This is a genomic window from Ponticoccus litoralis, assembly GCF_039769985.1.
Taxonomy (GTDB): domain Bacteria; phylum Pseudomonadota; class Alphaproteobacteria; order Rhodobacterales; family Rhodobacteraceae; genus Ponticoccus; species Ponticoccus litoralis.
Window position 1 is genome coordinate 1,635,058 of record NZ_JBDNCH010000002.1, and the last position, 13,747, is coordinate 1,648,804.

Annotated in this window: 13 protein-coding genes and 2 pseudogenes; 8 read left to right on the forward strand and 7 right to left on the reverse strand. The window is 68.4% G+C overall.

What is annotated here, in order from left to right:
- Positions 1-98 precede the first annotated feature (98 nt).
- Together ABFB10_RS09150 and ABFB10_RS09155 are read left to right on the forward strand one after the other, a co-directional pair.
- Positions 99-1,280, forward strand: coding sequence for a metallophosphoesterase family protein (locus ABFB10_RS09150; protein WP_347166279.1), 1,182 nt, complete (start codon positions 99-101; stop codon positions 1,278-1,280).
- A gap of 30 nt (positions 1,281-1,310) precedes the next feature.
- Entirely contained in the window at positions 1,311-1,589 is a 279-nt protein-coding gene (locus tag ABFB10_RS09155) for an amphi-Trp domain-containing protein (RefSeq protein WP_347166280.1), read from the forward strand.
- 301 nt (positions 1,590-1,890) lie between these two features.
- Here the strand turns inward: ABFB10_RS09155 and ABFB10_RS09160 are convergent, their stop codons facing one another.
- Positions 1,891-3,243, reverse strand: coding sequence for an ATP-binding protein (locus ABFB10_RS09160; protein WP_347166281.1), 1,353 nt, complete (start codon positions 3,241-3,243; stop codon positions 1,891-1,893).
- Entirely contained in the window at positions 3,240-3,905 is a 666-nt protein-coding gene (locus ABFB10_RS09165) for a response regulator transcription factor (protein ID WP_347166282.1), read from the reverse strand. The genes ABFB10_RS09160 and ABFB10_RS09165 overlap by 4 nt, the downstream gene beginning before the upstream one ends.
- Before the next feature lie 79 nt (positions 3,906-3,984).
- On the opposite strand from ABFB10_RS09165, the gene dsbD reads away from it, so the two are divergent.
- The 6 genes and pseudogenes from dsbD to ABFB10_RS09195 all read left to right on the forward strand — a co-directional run bounded on the left by dsbD (position 3,985) and on the right by ABFB10_RS09195 (position 8,550).
- Positions 3,985-5,808: a protein-disulfide reductase DsbD gene (gene dsbD / locus ABFB10_RS09170; RefSeq protein WP_347166283.1), complete on the forward strand. Its 1,824-nt coding sequence runs from the start codon at positions 3,985-3,987 to the stop codon at positions 5,806-5,808.
- A pseudogene (locus ABFB10_RS09175) lies at positions 5,805-6,023 on the forward strand (TlpA disulfide reductase family protein); the annotation flags it as partial. The gene dsbD and the pseudogene ABFB10_RS09175, both read left to right, overlap by 4 nt.
- A 7-nt stretch (positions 6,024-6,030) precedes the next feature.
- Positions 6,031-6,624: a TlpA family protein disulfide reductase gene (locus tag ABFB10_RS09180; RefSeq protein WP_347167983.1), complete on the forward strand. Its 594-nt coding sequence runs from the start codon at positions 6,031-6,033 to the stop codon at positions 6,622-6,624.
- Positions 6,621-7,313 carry a L,D-transpeptidase gene (locus ABFB10_RS09185; RefSeq protein WP_347167984.1) on the forward strand — a complete coding sequence of 231 codons (693 nt, stop codon included), beginning with the start codon at positions 6,621-6,623 and terminating at the stop codon, positions 7,311-7,313. The genes ABFB10_RS09180 and ABFB10_RS09185 overlap by 4 nt, the downstream gene beginning before the upstream one ends.
- A gap of 20 nt (positions 7,314-7,333) precedes the next feature.
- Positions 7,334-7,960 carry a DsbA family protein gene (locus ABFB10_RS09190; protein ID WP_347166284.1) on the forward strand — a complete coding sequence of 209 codons (627 nt, stop codon included), beginning with the start codon at positions 7,334-7,336 and terminating at the stop codon, positions 7,958-7,960.
- Between the two features lie 56 nt (positions 7,961-8,016).
- A complete protein-coding gene (locus tag ABFB10_RS09195) occupies positions 8,017-8,550 on the forward strand; it encodes a L,D-transpeptidase (RefSeq protein ID WP_430523040.1) in 534 nt (177 codons plus the stop codon).
- Between the two features lie 259 nt (positions 8,551-8,809).
- Here the strand turns inward: ABFB10_RS09195 and ABFB10_RS24060 are convergent, their stop codons facing one another.
- From ABFB10_RS24060 to dnaN, 5 genes and pseudogenes are all read right to left on the reverse strand, one after another.
- Complete coding sequence (locus ABFB10_RS24060) at positions 8,810-9,931, reverse strand: toprim domain-containing protein (protein ID WP_430523000.1); 1,122 nt, start codon at positions 9,929-9,931, stop codon at positions 8,810-8,812.
- A complete protein-coding gene (locus tag ABFB10_RS24065; RefSeq protein ID WP_430523001.1) occupies positions 9,828-10,964 on the reverse strand; it encodes a DNA gyrase subunit B family protein in 1,137 nt (378 codons plus the stop codon). The genes ABFB10_RS24060 and ABFB10_RS24065 overlap by 104 nt, the downstream gene beginning before the upstream one ends.
- A pseudogene (locus tag ABFB10_RS24070) lies at positions 10,846-11,229 on the reverse strand (ATP-binding protein); the annotation flags it as partial. The pseudogene ABFB10_RS24070 and the gene ABFB10_RS24065, both read right to left, overlap by 119 nt.
- A 107-nt stretch (positions 11,230-11,336) precedes the next feature.
- Entirely contained in the window at positions 11,337-12,431 is a 1,095-nt protein-coding gene (gene recF, locus ABFB10_RS09205; protein WP_347166286.1) for a DNA replication/repair protein RecF, read from the reverse strand.
- A gap of 64 nt (positions 12,432-12,495) precedes the next feature.
- Positions 12,496-13,614, reverse strand: a complete 1,119-nt coding sequence (gene dnaN, locus ABFB10_RS09210) for a DNA polymerase III subunit beta (RefSeq protein ID WP_347166287.1) — start codon at positions 13,612-13,614, stop codon at positions 12,496-12,498.
- Between the last annotated feature and the right edge of the window lie 133 nt (positions 13,615-13,747).

The window sequence follows — 13,747 nt, forward strand, 5'->3', positions numbered from 1 at the left end:
GCGACGGACACCCTGCTGCCCCCGATCCTCGACAGGGATGTCTGCACCGCCGACCTGCCGCGCCTGCTGGAACCCTGGAAGACGCCGCCGCCCGCCCGGTGGCCGACTGCCTGTCGCGCGCCCGGCGTCATGGCGGCTGGCACTGGCCCGAGCGTCCGGTGGTCTTTGTCTCCGACCCCCATGCCGATGCCGAGGGTTTCCTGCGCTCGCTGATTGCCGCCGGGGTGATCCATCGCACCCGGGGCCGGATCGGGCTGACCGCCTTTGGCCGCGCCGCGCAGATCGTGCTGGGCGGCGACGCGCTGGACAAGGGGCCCAGCAACCTTGCCCTGCTGGATGCCATCGCCGCGGTGCTGGACACCGGCGCCCGGCTGACGATCCTTGCGGGCAACCACGATCTGCGCATGCGCCTTGCCATCACGGCGGTGCGCGGCCCCCGCAGCGCGCTGACCGAGCATCTCTTCGTGCGCATGGGCCGCAAGATCCTGCCCGCGCTGCGCGAGGTTCTGGACCGCTTCGTCACGCCCGAAGACCTGGCCGCGCTGCCCTCCGAGGCGGCCTGCAAGGCCCGCCTGATGCCCGGGCCGGACTGGTCCGACCGCTTTGCCAGCGCCGCGCGCAAGGAACTGCCCCGCAGGGTCATCGCCAAGGAAATCCGCAAGCTGGAGGAAAAGCGCGCCAAGTTCGACGGCGACCGCGCGCGCATCGGGCTGACCCATCGCGAACTGCTGGCGGCGCTGCTGAAATGCCACGAGATCTTTCTGGAGCCCGGCGGCCACTACGCCTGGTTCTTCGACCGGATGCAGGTGGTCGCGCGGTCCGGCTCGCTGCTTTTCGTGCATGCCGGGCTGTGTGACGAGATGGCCGATGCGCTGGTCCGCGAGGGGGTCGACAGGGTCAATGCCGCCTATGCCCGCGCCGCCGAGGGTGCGACGCTTGGCTTTTACTTCGGGCCGCTGGCGAACCTCGTGCGGACCAAGTACCGCGCCTCGGATTGCGCCCTGACAGAAACCGGGGTCGAGACCCTGAACCGCGCCGGGCTGCACATGGTGGTGCAGGGCCATGTGAACAACCATGCGGGACAGCGGCTTCTGGCCAAGCAGGGCCTGCTGCACCTCGAAGGCGACATCACGCTGGACCGCGCCTCGCGCGCGCTGGAAGGGCTGGAGGGCATCGGCGCCGGCGCGACCTTGATCTTTCCGTCCGGGGATGTGATCGGTCTGAGCCGTGACCACCCGCGCGCCAAGCACTTCGCTCCCGAGCGTATGACCGCCCATTGACCCCTGCCCAAGGCCTGCAAGGACACCCTCATGAGCTCTGACAAGCGCTTTTCCCATGAATCGCTGCAGGATGCGAAGACCATCAAGACGCTGCTCAGCGCCCTGTCCAAGGGCTTCGGCAAGGGCGAGATGACGCTGAGCGACGACGACGATACCCTTGTGCTGCACACCGGTGAGCTGATGACGGTCCGGATCAAGGGAGAGCGGGCCGAAGGGCGGTGCTCTGTCGGGCTGCGGATCAGCTGGGCCGACCCCGAGGCGCCGGACCGGGGCGCCAGTGGGCGACCGAAGATCGAAAACGGATCGTGATCCCACACCACCGGCGGCCCCTGCGCCGGACGCGGTTCGGGGGCGACGTGGCGCCGGGCCATGCCCGCACCGGGGCCCCCGACCGGGCGGGCCCCTTGCATAGCTGACGGTCGAGGCGGATCTGTCCGAGACGCAGCGCCACCGGCAGGCCTGCAGGTCGTCTTGCGGGACGCGGAACGCGCCAACGCCTACCCGGGCCCTGAGCTCAAGGTGCCCTGCCGGTTGTCTTCGCGCGCTTCGGAAGCGCGCCTTCTCTGCGCGAGGCGCCTTGCCGGATGCCTGCGTTTGACGTCGTCGGCCTTCAGGCGACCGCCTTCCTGAACGTCAGGGTCACCTGCTCGCCGCCGGTGTCTCTTCGCCGGAAGTCCATCGCGCCGCCGAGTTGCTGCATGGCCGCCGTTGCAATGGCCAACCCCAGCCCGCTGCCCCCCTCCGGGGCATTGGCGCCCCGGAAAAAGCGTTCGGTGATGCGTGAGCGATCCTTTTCCGCGATGCCCGGACCCCGATCGAGAACCGCAACGCGGAGGAAATCCGCGGCCTCGGCGACGCGGATTTCCACCGTATCGCCGTCCGAACTTGCCCCGATGGCATTCTCGACCACGTTGCGCACCGCCAGCGTGCCCATCACCGGGTCGCCGGGAACCATCGGCAGGGCCTTGGGGAGGGTGCAGCGCAAATGCACCTGTTTCGCCTCGTGCCGTCCGTTCGAGAGAGGACAGGACTCCGGCCAGGACATCGCCGATATCGATGTCCCCGGCGCCACTGTGCGCCGCGCCGTCCACGGCGGCCAGCTCCAGCAGTTGACGCACCATGCGGTCGGTGCGGGCAACTCCTCTTCGATCTGCGCGAGGGCGTGACGCCGGGTATCCTCGTCCGGCGCCATGGCGGCCACCTGTGCCTGCGTCTTGATGGCGGAGAGGGGTGTCTTCAGCTCATGCGCGGCATAGGCCGAGAAGTTGCGCTCGCGGTCGCGGGCGGCGGCGACCCTCGCGAAAAGCGCGTCCAGAGCGGCCCCCATGGGGCGCAGCTCTGGCGGGAGCGGGCCGGCACGGACCGGTTCGAGGTTGTCCGCCGAACGCGCGGCCAGCGCATTCGCCATCCGGTAGAGCGGGGCAAGGCCCTGCCCCACGCTGAGCCAGATCAGCCCGGCCAGAACAGGCAGGATCGCCAGCGCGGGGATCAGCAGGCCGCGCGTCACGTCGGACACCAGCCTTTCGCGGACGGTGAGCCTATCCCCAACCATCACGCGAACGCCCAGATCCTCGTTCACCTCGGTGTAGACACGCCACCGTTCGCCATCGACGACATTCTCCGAATAGCCGGTCTCGGCCTCTGTCAGCCGCCCCTCGGGCGCGCTTCCCGAGGCGCCGACCATGGCGCCCTCCAGCGACCAGATCTGGCAGGACAATTGCCGCGAATACCCGGAACCGGTGCGACCGGGGGCGATGGCCAGCGTCCCGGCCGCGCCAGCCACTTCGACCCTGCCATCTGACAGCAGCGACGATACCATCTGCGCCGCTTCCGCCAGCCGGGCATCCAGCACGACCTCGACCTCTGTTCGGGTCGAATGCTGGATCCACAGGACGGCAGAGAACCAGATCGCCCCGGTCGCGACAAGCAGGATGAAAAACAGCCGCCCGCGAATAGAGCTCATGATCCGCCCCCCGACAGCCGGTAGCCGACACCGCGCACCGTTTCGATGTAGCGGGCCCCCAGCTTGGCGCGCAGCTTGTGCACATGGACCTCGACCGTGTTGCTTTCGACGCCGTCTTGCCAGCCGTAAAGCCGCTCTTCCAGCCGGTCCTTGGTGACGACGGCGCCGGGCCGTTCCAGAAGGGCCTGCATCAGCGCGAACTCCCGGCGCGAAAAATGCACGTCCTCATCCCGGATGCGTCCGGCCATGCGCGCCGGATCGAACTCCAGCCCGTTCCAGCTGATCGTGGGGCTGGCCTGACCCTGCGCGCGCCGGGTGATGGCCCGCAGCCGCGCCCCCAGTTCCCCAAGATCGAAGGGTTTCGCAAGGTAGTCGTCGGCGCCCGCGTCCAGCCCGGCGATCCGGTCGCCGACCTGATCCAGCGCCGTCAGCAGAAGGACCGGCAGGCGATCCCCCCGGGCACGCATCGCGGCCAGCAGATCGGCGCCGGAACCGTCGGGCAGCATCACGTCCAGCACGACCGCAGAGAAGCCCCCCTGCGCCCAGGCCTCGACCGCATCCGCACAGGTGCCCACCAGCTCGGGCAGGAAACCGTGCAGCCGCAGCCCGGCGCAAAGCCCGTCGGCCAGCGAAGCATCGTCTTCCACCACCAGTATCCGCATAGAAAGCTCCTTCCGTCCGCAGGCTCAATCGGCGGCGAACATTAAGGCAGTGTTAAGGTTGGCAACCGACTCGGCCCGCATGACAGCCACCATACTCACATCCCTTCACCCGATCCGTCCCCTGCTTGCCCTGCTGCAGGCACTTGCGCTGATGGCCGGATTGGCCGGAGCCGCCGCTGCTCAGGGCAGCCCCTTCGGATCGGACCAGCCCCTTGACCCGAGAGAGGCCTTTACCCTGTCCGTCGAGACCCTGCCGGACGGCGGTCGGGTGCTGCGCTGGGAGATCGCAGAAGGCTATTACCTATACCGGGATTACCTTTCGGTCGAGACGTCCCAAGGCGCGGCGGTCGCCTTCGACAGCGCGCCCGCCATCCAGAAGCAGGACCCCACCTTCGGGGCCGTCGGGGTCTACTACGACCAGACGGCGGTGCGGCTTCCGCCGGTGGCGGGCGCGCTGAGTGTCACCTACCAGGGCTGTCAGGAAGACGGGATCTGCTATCCGCCCGTCACCGACACCCTGCCCGCCGTCCCGGTCGCGACGGCACCGGTCGAAACGGCGCCCGCAAGCGCGGCCCCGGTCACATCCGCCCCGGCCTCCGGCCTGACGCTCGCCGAGGACGAGGGGCTGGTCGCCGACCTGATGAACCGGGGCGGAACGGCGCTGGTGCTGCTGGGCTTCTTCAGTTTCGGATTGCTGCTGGCCTTCACCCCCTGCGTCCTGCCGATGATCCCGGTTCTGGGCGGCTTGCTGGCCGGTCAGGGCACGGCCCTGACGATGCGGCGGGGGCTGGCCCTCAGCACCACCTACGTGCTTGCCATGTCCTCCGCCTTCGGCCTGCTGGGGATCGCCGCCGCATGGTCGGGCCGAAACCTGCAGATCGTGCTGCAATCGCCCCGGGCGGTCGGCGGCGTCGCCATCGTCTTCGCGGCGCTGGCGCTGGCAATGTTCGGCCTCTTCGAGCTGCGCCTCCCGCGGGCCTGGAACGACAGGGTCGCGGCGGCGGGCGCCGGGCGGCGCGGCACCTTTGGCGGCGCGGCGGCGCTTGGGTTCACCTCGGCGCTGATCATGGGGCCCTGTGTCACCGCGCCGCTGGCCGGTGCGCTGCTGTACATCGCGCAGACCGGCGACACCGCACTGGGCGCCGCCGCCCTCTTTTCGCTTGGCCTTGGCCGGGGCGTGCCGCTGCTGCTGCTCGGGGCCTTCGGATCGAAGGCGCTGCCGCGAGCGGGCCACTGGATGCAGGCGGTGAACCGGGTCTTCGGCTTCGTCTTCCTCGGCATGGCGGCCTGGCTTGCGGCGCGGGTCATCCCGCCTGCCGCGGGGCTGGCGGTATGGGCGGGCGTGCTGGTGCTGGCGGGCGTCTTTCTCGGCGGTCTGGACCGGATGGAAACCGGCGCCACACCCGCTGCGCGTCTGCGCAAGGCGACCGGCGCGATGGCGCTGCTTGCCGCTGCTCTCCTTGGGCTTGGTGCGGCCAGTGGCGGGAGCGATCCGTTGCGCCCGCTCGCCGGGCTGCGGGCATCCGCCGACGCGCCGACCTCGGCCCGGGCGATCGGCTTCACCACCGTGCGCTCGGTGCCCGAGCTGGAAGCCGCCCTCGCCGAGGCGCAGCAGCCTTCGATGATCTATTTCACCGCCGAGTGGTGCGTCAGCTGCCGCGCCATCGAGCGCCGCGTCTGGCCGGACGCCGGGGTTCAGGCGGCCCTGGCCGACCTGCGGGTCATCGCCGCCGACCTCACCGAATTCGACGCCGACAGCCAGGCGCTGCTGGAGCATCTGCGCTCTGTCGGGCCGCCGACGATGATCTTTCTTGATGCCATGGGTCGCGAGGCGCCCGGCACGCGGCTTGTCGGTGAGCCGGGGCCCGAGGATGTGATCACTGCGGCGCGGGCGGTCCAATGAACGCGGTTTCCCTTGGACCTCTGGTCTTTTCGCACGAGCGCCTGCACGTGGTGATCGCCATCGCGGCCTTTCTGGGGGCGGTCGAGCTGGCGGCCTGGTTCCGGGCGACACGCTCGCCCGACGTCCACCGGTGGTCCCTGATCGTCGTGGCCTGCTGGATCGTGGCCGCGCGGGCGGGTTTCGTGCTTGCCAACCTCGACAGCTTTGCCGCCGAGCCGCTCAGTGCCCTGGCGATCTGGCAGGGCGGTTTCGCGGCCTCCGGCGGCGCGGTCGGCCTCGGCCCTTGCCGCCCTGGCCATGCTGCTGCGGCGCCCCGGGGTGCTGCGCCCGCTGGCCTTCGCGGTGTTCGCCGGCGGTCTTGCATATACCGCAGCGGGCCAGGTCTTTCCGGTCGAGGCGCGCGGGCAGTTGCCGCAGATCGCCCTTCCGACACTCGACGGCGCGCCGGTGCCGCTTGCCGATGCCGGCGGACGCCCGGTGGTCGTGAACCTCTGGGCCACCTGGTGCCCGCCGTGCCGTCGCGAGATGCCGATGATGATGGATCTGGCCAGCAACCGCGACGACGTGGTGGTGCGCTTCGCCAATCAGGGCGAGCCGCGCGCAACCGTCCTGCGCTACCTCGACAGCCAGGACCTGGGCGGCGAGCGGGTGCTTCTGGATCCCGAACAGCGCCTGATGGAGACCTTCGGCCTTCTCGGGCTGCCCAGCACCCTGTTCTTCGACGCCGACGGTCGCCTCGTCGCCGTGCACACCGGAGAGATTTCCCGCGCCGCACTGGCCAATCGCATGAACGACCTGTCCCCGGAGGCCCCATGACATCCAGCCTGACCACCCTGACCGCCGTCGCCGGCCTTGTGCTGCTGGCGGCCTGCGCCTCCACCACGCCCGAGCCCGAGCCCGGTCCCCCGCCGCCAGACCCGATCTACGGCCCGGTAGAGGATGCCGGGCGGATCATTCCCGCCGTCCCCGAGGCGGCGCTGAGCCCGCGCAACCGGCGCCAGGAAGTGGCCTACCGGACCGACGAGGCGCCGGGCACCATTGTCGTCGATCCCCATGCACGGTTTCTGTACCTCGTGCTCGAGGATCAGCGGGCCCTGCGCTACGGTGTCGCCGTCGGCGAACAGGGCCGGGCCTTCTCGGGCGAGGCGGTGATCCCGTTCAAGCGCGAATGGCCCCGCTGGACCCCGACGCAGAACATGCTGCGCCGCGACCCCGAGCTTTACGGACCCGTGCGCAACGGCATGGAGGGCGGTCTCGACAACCCGCTCGGGGCGCGGGCGCTGTACCTCTTCAAGGGCGGGCGCGACACGCTTTACCGCATTCACGGCACAACCAACCCCTTCTCGATCGGCAAGGCCGTCTCTTCCGGCTGCATCCGCCTGTTCAACCAGGACATTCTGGACCTGCACGACCGTGTGCAGGCGGGCGCCCGGGTGGTGGTGCTGACCGAAGAGGAAAGCGGCAAGGGCGCCACGCCGCCGGGCCGCAATCCCGAAACCAATTGAAACGCCACAAGGAGACCCCCATGCCCAAATCCACGCGAAGGACTTTTGTAACCGGCGGCCTGATCGTCGCAGCGACCGGGGCCGGCCTGATGTCGATGCTGCGGTCGCCCGCCTCAGCCAAGGCGCTGACCGTCGAGGACGTGCTTTTCGATCCGGTGAACCCGGTGCTCGGCAACCCCGAGGGCGACGTCACCATCGTCGAATTCTTCGACTACCAGTGCCCCTACTGCAAGACCAACCACCCCCCGCTGACCGAGGTCGTGAAGGCCGACGGCAATATCCGCCTGGTGATGAAGGACTGGCCGATCTTCGGCGCGCCTTCGGTCCGCGCAAGTCAGCTGGTGCTGGGGGCCGCTTCGCTGGGCCGCTACGAGGACGCGAACACCGCGCTGATGGAAACCGAGGGACGGCTGGACAACCGGTCGATCGACCGGGCGCTTGGACGGGCCGGTTTCGATGTCGCGGCCCTGGACAAGGCCTATCGCGGCGACCGCGAAAAATGGGACGCGCTGCTGAGCCGCAACAGCGAGCAGGCCAGCCTGATCGGCCTGCGCGGAACGCCCGCCTTCATCGTCGGCGAAGCGCTTTATGCCGGTGCGATGGGCGCCAGCGAACTGCGGGACGCCGTGGCCACGGCCCGTGGCTGACCGCGTCCCCCCAGGACACCCCGGAAAAACGGAAGGAGAAAGCAGATGACAACCCCCTGACGCGCCGCGCCGCGATCCTGTCCGGCCTCGCCGGTCTTGCCGCCCCCACGGTGATCCAGGCCTCCGAGCCGGTGCGCCGCAACCTGTCCAGCTTTGTGGTGCAACGCTGGCAGGACCATTTCGATGACCTGGGTGTTGCCACCATCGTGGCCGATACCGCATCGCGGGCGCTGCACTACTGGAACGCCGACGGGTCGGACTACCGGGTCTATCCCACCTCGGTGCCGATCTCGGAAGATCTGACCAAGCGCGGCTATACCCGGATCGTGCGCAAGAAGGTCGGCCCCGACTGGACGCCGACGCCCAGCCAGGTGGAACGCTTCGGGTGGAAATACATGCCGCCGGGGCCCGACAACCCGCTTGGCACCCATGCGCTGTACCTGTCCCGGCCCGCCTACCTTCTCCACGGCACCCACGACACCCGCAAGATCGGTCGCCGGTCCTCTGACGGCTGCATCGGGCTTTACAACGACAAGATCGCCGAGCTTTTCGAGATCACCCCCGTCGGAACACAGGTCCGGATCATCTGACAGGGCGCGGACACGGGGTCTGGCCGGTGATCTGCCGGCCAGACCCGAAGCGAAGCCCCAAGGACATCGCGGGATGACTTTCTGACGTCCGGCGCCGCCCCGGCGGCCCCGTCAATGGCGGATTGTCGCGCTCTGCACGCCGCTGCCCACGGGCGGACCAGCCGGGGAACCCGCGGTCACCACATGACAGCGACGGAGGACGCGGGCAAAGCCGGATATCGGCACGCGCATCAAGCCGTCGCGCGCGCCGACAAGCCCCTCAGAAGTCGAGGTTTTCCACCGTCAGCGCGTTCTGCTGGATGAACTCGCGGCGCGGTTCGACCACATCGCCCATCAGCTTGGTGAACAGGTCGTCCGCCTCGGCCATATCGTCGATCGTCACCTGCAAAAGCGTCCGCGCGTCCGGGTCCAGCGTCGTTTCCCAAAGCTGTCCGGGGTTCATCTCTCCCAGACCCTTGTAGCGTTGCAGCGTCAGACCCTTTTCGCCCTCGTCGAGGATCGCCTTCAGCAGGCCCAGCGGGCCGTAGACGATCTGGCGGCGGTCCTTGCGTTCCAGCATGGCGGCGCGGTCGTAGATGGTCTGCAGGCTTTGCGTGAAGGAGCCCGTCTTGCGCGCCTCGCCAGAGCGCAGCATCGGGCCGTCCAGCGTGCGCACCTCTTCGACGCCGCGCAGAACCCGCGCCAGCCGGATACCCTTGTCCTGGGTGATGCGCCCGGCCCAGCCCTTTTCGTATTCCAGCGCGATCAGGTCCAGCCGCGCCGCGACCTTGTCGGCCACGCCCTGCAGGTCCGAATCCACCGCGCCGGGCACGAAGGCCCCGGCAATCGCCGACTGTTCAAGGATGTGGCGCGGGTAATGCGTCGGGAAGGCATCCAGCACCCGCTTGAGCTGCCGCGCCTCCTCGATCACCCGGACAAGATCCTGCCCGGCGATGACCTCTCCGTTGTCCAGCGTCAGCTGCGCGCCTTCGACGCCCTGCTGGATCAGGTAGTCCTCCAGCGCGGTCTGGTCCTTGACGTAGACCTCGGACTTGCCGCGCGCGACCTTGTACAGCGGCGGCTGCGCGATATAGAGATAGCCGCCTTCGATCAGTTCCGGCATCTGACGGTAGAAGAAGGTCAGCAGCAGCGTCCGGATGTGCGCCCCGTCGACGTCGGCGTCCGTCATGATGACGATCTTGTGGTAGCGCAGCTTCTCGATGTTGAACTCGTCGCGCCCGATCCCGGTGCCCAGAGCCATCACAAGGTTGCCGATCTCCTGGCTGCCGAGCATCCGGTCAAAGCGCGCCCGCTCGACGTTCAGGATCTTGCCCCGCAGCGGCAGGATCGCCTGCGTGCGCCGGTCGCGGCTCGGTCTGGGCAGAGCCGCCGGCGCTGTCACCCTCGACGAGGAAGACCTCTGTCTGGCTCGGATCCTTCGAGGAACAATCCTTCAGCTTGCCCGCGAGGAAGTTCACATCCATCGGGTTCTTGCGCCGCGTCAGCTCGCGCGCCTTGCGCGCCGCCTCGCGGGCCATGGCGGCCTCGATGATCTTGCCGACAATCTGCTTGGCCTCGTTGGGGTTCTCTTCGAACCACTCGCCCAGCTTCTCGTTCATCAGGCTTTCGACCGCCGGACGGACCTCGGACGAGACCAGCTTGTCCTTGGTCTGGCTGGAGAATTTCGGGTCCGGCACCTTGACCGACAGAACCGCCGTCAGCCCCTCGCGCGCGTCGTCGCCGGTAAAGGTCACCTTCTCGCGCTTGGCGATGCCGCTTTCGGTCGCGTATTTCTGCAACTGCCGCGTCAGCGCGCCGCGGAAGCCCGCCAAATGCGTGCCGCCGTCGCGCTGCGGGATGTTGTTGGTGAAGGGCAGCACGTTCTCGTGGTAGCTGTCGTTCCACCACATGGCGATCTCGACGCCGATGCCGTCGCGCTCGCCTTCCATGTAGACCGGGGCCGGCATGACCGGCTGCTTCGAGCGGTCGAGGTATTTGACGAACTCGCGCACGCCGCCCTCGTAGTGCAGCTCGATATGCAGCGGCTCTGCCGGGCGGTCGTCTTCGAGGATGATGCGCACGCCGGAGTTCAGGAAGGCCAGCTCGCGCAGGCGCTTTTCCAGCGTGTGGAAATCGTAGTCGAGATTGCTGAAGGTATCGGTCGAGGCAAGGAAGCGCACCTCGGTGCCCTTCTCGCCATTGGCATCGCCGACGACGCGCAGATGCTCTGTCGTCTCGCCATGCTCGAACTTGGCGTAATGTTCCTTGCCGTTGCGCCAGATGCGCAGTTCCAGCCAGACCGACAGGGCGTTCACCACGGAAACGCCGACCCCGTGCAGACCGCCCGAAACCTTGTAGCTGTTCTGGTCGAACTTCCCGCCCGCGTGCAGCTGGGTCATGATGACCTCGTACCGCGGAAACGCCCTCTTCGGCATGGATATCGGTGGGAATCCCGCGACCGTTGTCGCGCACCGACACGCTGGAATCCGCGTGAATCTTGACGTGGACGTAGTCGGCATGCCTGGCCAGCGCCTCGTCGATGCCGTTGTCCACGACCTCGTAGACCATGTGATGCAGGCCGGACCCGTCGTCGGTGTCACCGATGTACATGCCGGGGCGTTTGCGCACCGCCTCCAAGCCCTTGAGAACCTTGATTGAATCAGCGCCGTATTCCCGGGGCGCCGGTGCGGGTTCGGACATTGCCTGATCCTTTGTTCTTGTGCCGCAACTTATAGCGTCCGCGCCGGGGGTTGTCACGCAAAGGACACAAGATTTGGTGAGTATCCGCCGGGCCTTACCCCTCCGGATTACAGCGGGACGACAGCCGAGACACCCGCCTCGTCACGCACCTCGATCCGCTGCGCCCGCGCCCCCAGTTCCGCGAAAAGCTCCGGCCCGGTTCCGGTCATCCAGGCCTGCGCGCCAAGGGCAGAGATCTCGTCGTAAAGCGCCGCCCGGCGACCCGCGTCCAGATGCGCCGCGACCTCGTCCAGCAGCACCAGCGGCGGCGCGCCCTCGTCCTCGGCCAGCGCCCGGGCATTGGCAAGGATCAGCGAGATCAGCAGCGCCTTCTGCTCGCCGGTCGAACAGTCGGAGGCCGGCACCCCCTTGGCGGCGAAGACCCCCAGCATATCCGCACGGTGCGGCCCGACAAGGCTGCGCCCCGCCTGCAGGTCGCGACCCCGGCTCTCGGCCAGCGCACCGACCAGCGCGGCCTCGTCGGCGGGCATCTCTCCCTCGCCCTGCGTCAGGGTCAGCTCGGCCACGGGAAAGGCCGTCTGCGCGCCCTCCTGCGCCCGCGCCAGCCGCGCCAGCGTCCGCAGGCGGTTGGCGTGCAACACCGCGCCGCTGCGCCCCATCTGCGCCTCCAGCGCAAGATACCAATGCCCGTCGCGAACCTGATCCTTCAGCAGCCGGTTGCGCTCTCGCATGGATTTCTCGTAATCCAGCGCCGCCTGCGCGTGATCGGGAAAGAAGGACAGGGCCAGCCGGTCAAGGAAGCGGCGCCGCCCCTCGGCGCCCTCGATCCAGAGCCGGTCCATGGCCGGCACCAGCCAGACCGCCCGCGCGATCTTCCCCGTGGCCACCTGGCTGGCAGGCTTGTCGTCGATGCGCACCACCTGGGCGGCGCCGCCCTCGGACAGGAAATCCACCTCATGCGCGCCATCCGGCCCGTCCAACACGCCCGAGACCTTCCAGCCCAGGGCCTCGGGCCGCCGCGCCATGTCAGAGGCCGCCGCCCGCCGCAGCCCGCGACCGGGGGAAAACAGCGACACCGCCTCGATCAGGTTGGTCTTGCCCGCCCCGTTCGGCCCGAACAGGGCGACGGGCCGCGCGTCCACCTCCAGCGACACCTGCTTGTGCGACCGGAAATGCGACAGGCTCAGGCGCGACAGGTGCATCGGATCACCGCGCTTGCGCTTCTTCTTGGTACAAATACTCTCCGCCGGAGGCTTCTGCCGCCGATCACACGCGCATCGGCATGACGACGTAGACCGCGCTGGTGTCGGTCCCCTCGCGCATCAGCGTCGGGTCGCCGGAGGAATTGAACAGGAACACCGCATTCTCGCGATCCACCTGGCTTGCGATTTCCAGCAGGTACTTGGCGTTGAACCCGATTTCCAGCCGCTCGTCGCCATAGGCCACGGCCAGCTCTTCCTCGGCGGCGCCCTGGTCCGGCGCGTTCACCGACAGGATCAGCCGGTCTTCGTCCAGCTGCAGCTTCACCGCGCGCGAGCGTTCCGAGGACACCGTCGCCACGCGGTCCACCGCCTTGGCGAATTCGCTGGCGTCGACCTCCAGCTTGCGGGTGTTGCCCTGCGGGATGACGCGCGTGTAATCGGGGAAGGTGCCGTCGATGACCTTCGAGGTCAGCGTGATGTCCGGCGTGGCAAAGCGCACCTTGGTCTCGGAGACCGACACCGCGATTTCCATGTCGTCCTCGTCCAGCAGCTTGCGCAGCTCGCCCACGGTCTTGCGCGGCACGATGACGCCCGGCATCTCTGCCGCGCCCTCGGGCAGCGGCGCGTCGATGCGCGCCAGCCGGTGGCCGTCCGTTGCCACGCAGCGCAGCATCCGGCCATCCTCGCTGTCGGCCACATGCATGTAGACGCCATTCAGGTAATAGCGCGTTTCCTCGGTGGAAATCGCGAATTTCGACTTGTCGAAGAGACGGCGCAGCACCTGCGCCTTGGCCTTGAAATTGGTGCCGTATTCCGAGGTCGCCATGACCGGGAAGTCTTCTTTCGGCAGCGTCGCAAGGTTGAAGTTCGACCGCCCGGCCGAGACCGTCAGCCGCCCGGACCCGCCCTCTTCGGACAGGGTCACCAGCGCGCCGTCGGGCAGCTTGCGGACGATCTCGTGCAGGGTCACCGCGGAAACCGTCGTGCCGCCCGCGCGTTCGACCTGCGCCACGGCCTTGTCGAGCACCTCGATGTCCAGATCGGTGGCCCGGAAGGTGACTGCCTCGCCCTCGGCCTCGATCAGCACGTTTGCAAGGATCGGTATCGTGTTGCGCCGCTCCACGACCGATTGCGCCTGCGCCACGGCGCGCAGAAGCGCCGAACGTTCCATGCTGATCTTCATCGTCCCCAGCCCTCTTCGCGTGTCCCGGAGGCGCACCCTAGCTTGGGCCAGCGCTTGCTCCAAGGCCGTTTTGTCTGTTTTCGGATTGTTTTAAAAGGGCGTCAAGGCATCGGGGGGCACGCAGCCCCCCTTG

Bases quoted from the DNA above. Each gene is read 5' to 3' on its own strand.
- ABFB10_RS09155 (WP_347166280.1), top strand. From the start codon at position 1,311: ATGAGCTCTGACAAGCGCTTTTCCCATGAATCGCTGCAGGATGCGAAG.
- ABFB10_RS09160 (WP_347166281.1), bottom strand. From the start codon at position 3,243: ATGAGCTCTATTCGCGGGCGGCTGTTTTTCATCCTGCTTGTCGCGACC.
- ABFB10_RS09165 (WP_347166282.1), bottom strand. From the start codon at position 3,905: ATGCGGATACTGGTGGTGGAAGACGATGCTTCGCTGGCCGACGGGCTT.
- dsbD (WP_347166283.1), top strand. From the start codon at position 3,985: ATGACAGCCACCATACTCACATCCCTTCACCCGATCCGTCCCCTGCTT.
- ABFB10_RS09185 (WP_347167984.1), top strand. From the start codon at position 6,621: ATGACATCCAGCCTGACCACCCTGACCGCCGTCGCCGGCCTTGTGCTG.
- ABFB10_RS09190 (WP_347166284.1), top strand. From the start codon at position 7,334: ATGCCCAAATCCACGCGAAGGACTTTTGTAACCGGCGGCCTGATCGTC.
- ABFB10_RS24065 (WP_430523001.1), bottom strand. From the start codon at position 10,964: ATGCCGAAGAGGGCGTTTCCGCGGTACGAGGTCATCATGACCCAGCTG.
- recF (WP_347166286.1), bottom strand. From the start codon at position 12,431: ATGCACCTGTCGCGCCTGAGCCTGTCGCATTTCCGGTCGCACAAGCAG.
- dnaN (WP_347166287.1), bottom strand. From the start codon at position 13,614: ATGAAGATCAGCATGGAACGTTCGGCGCTTCTGCGCGCCGTGGCGCAG.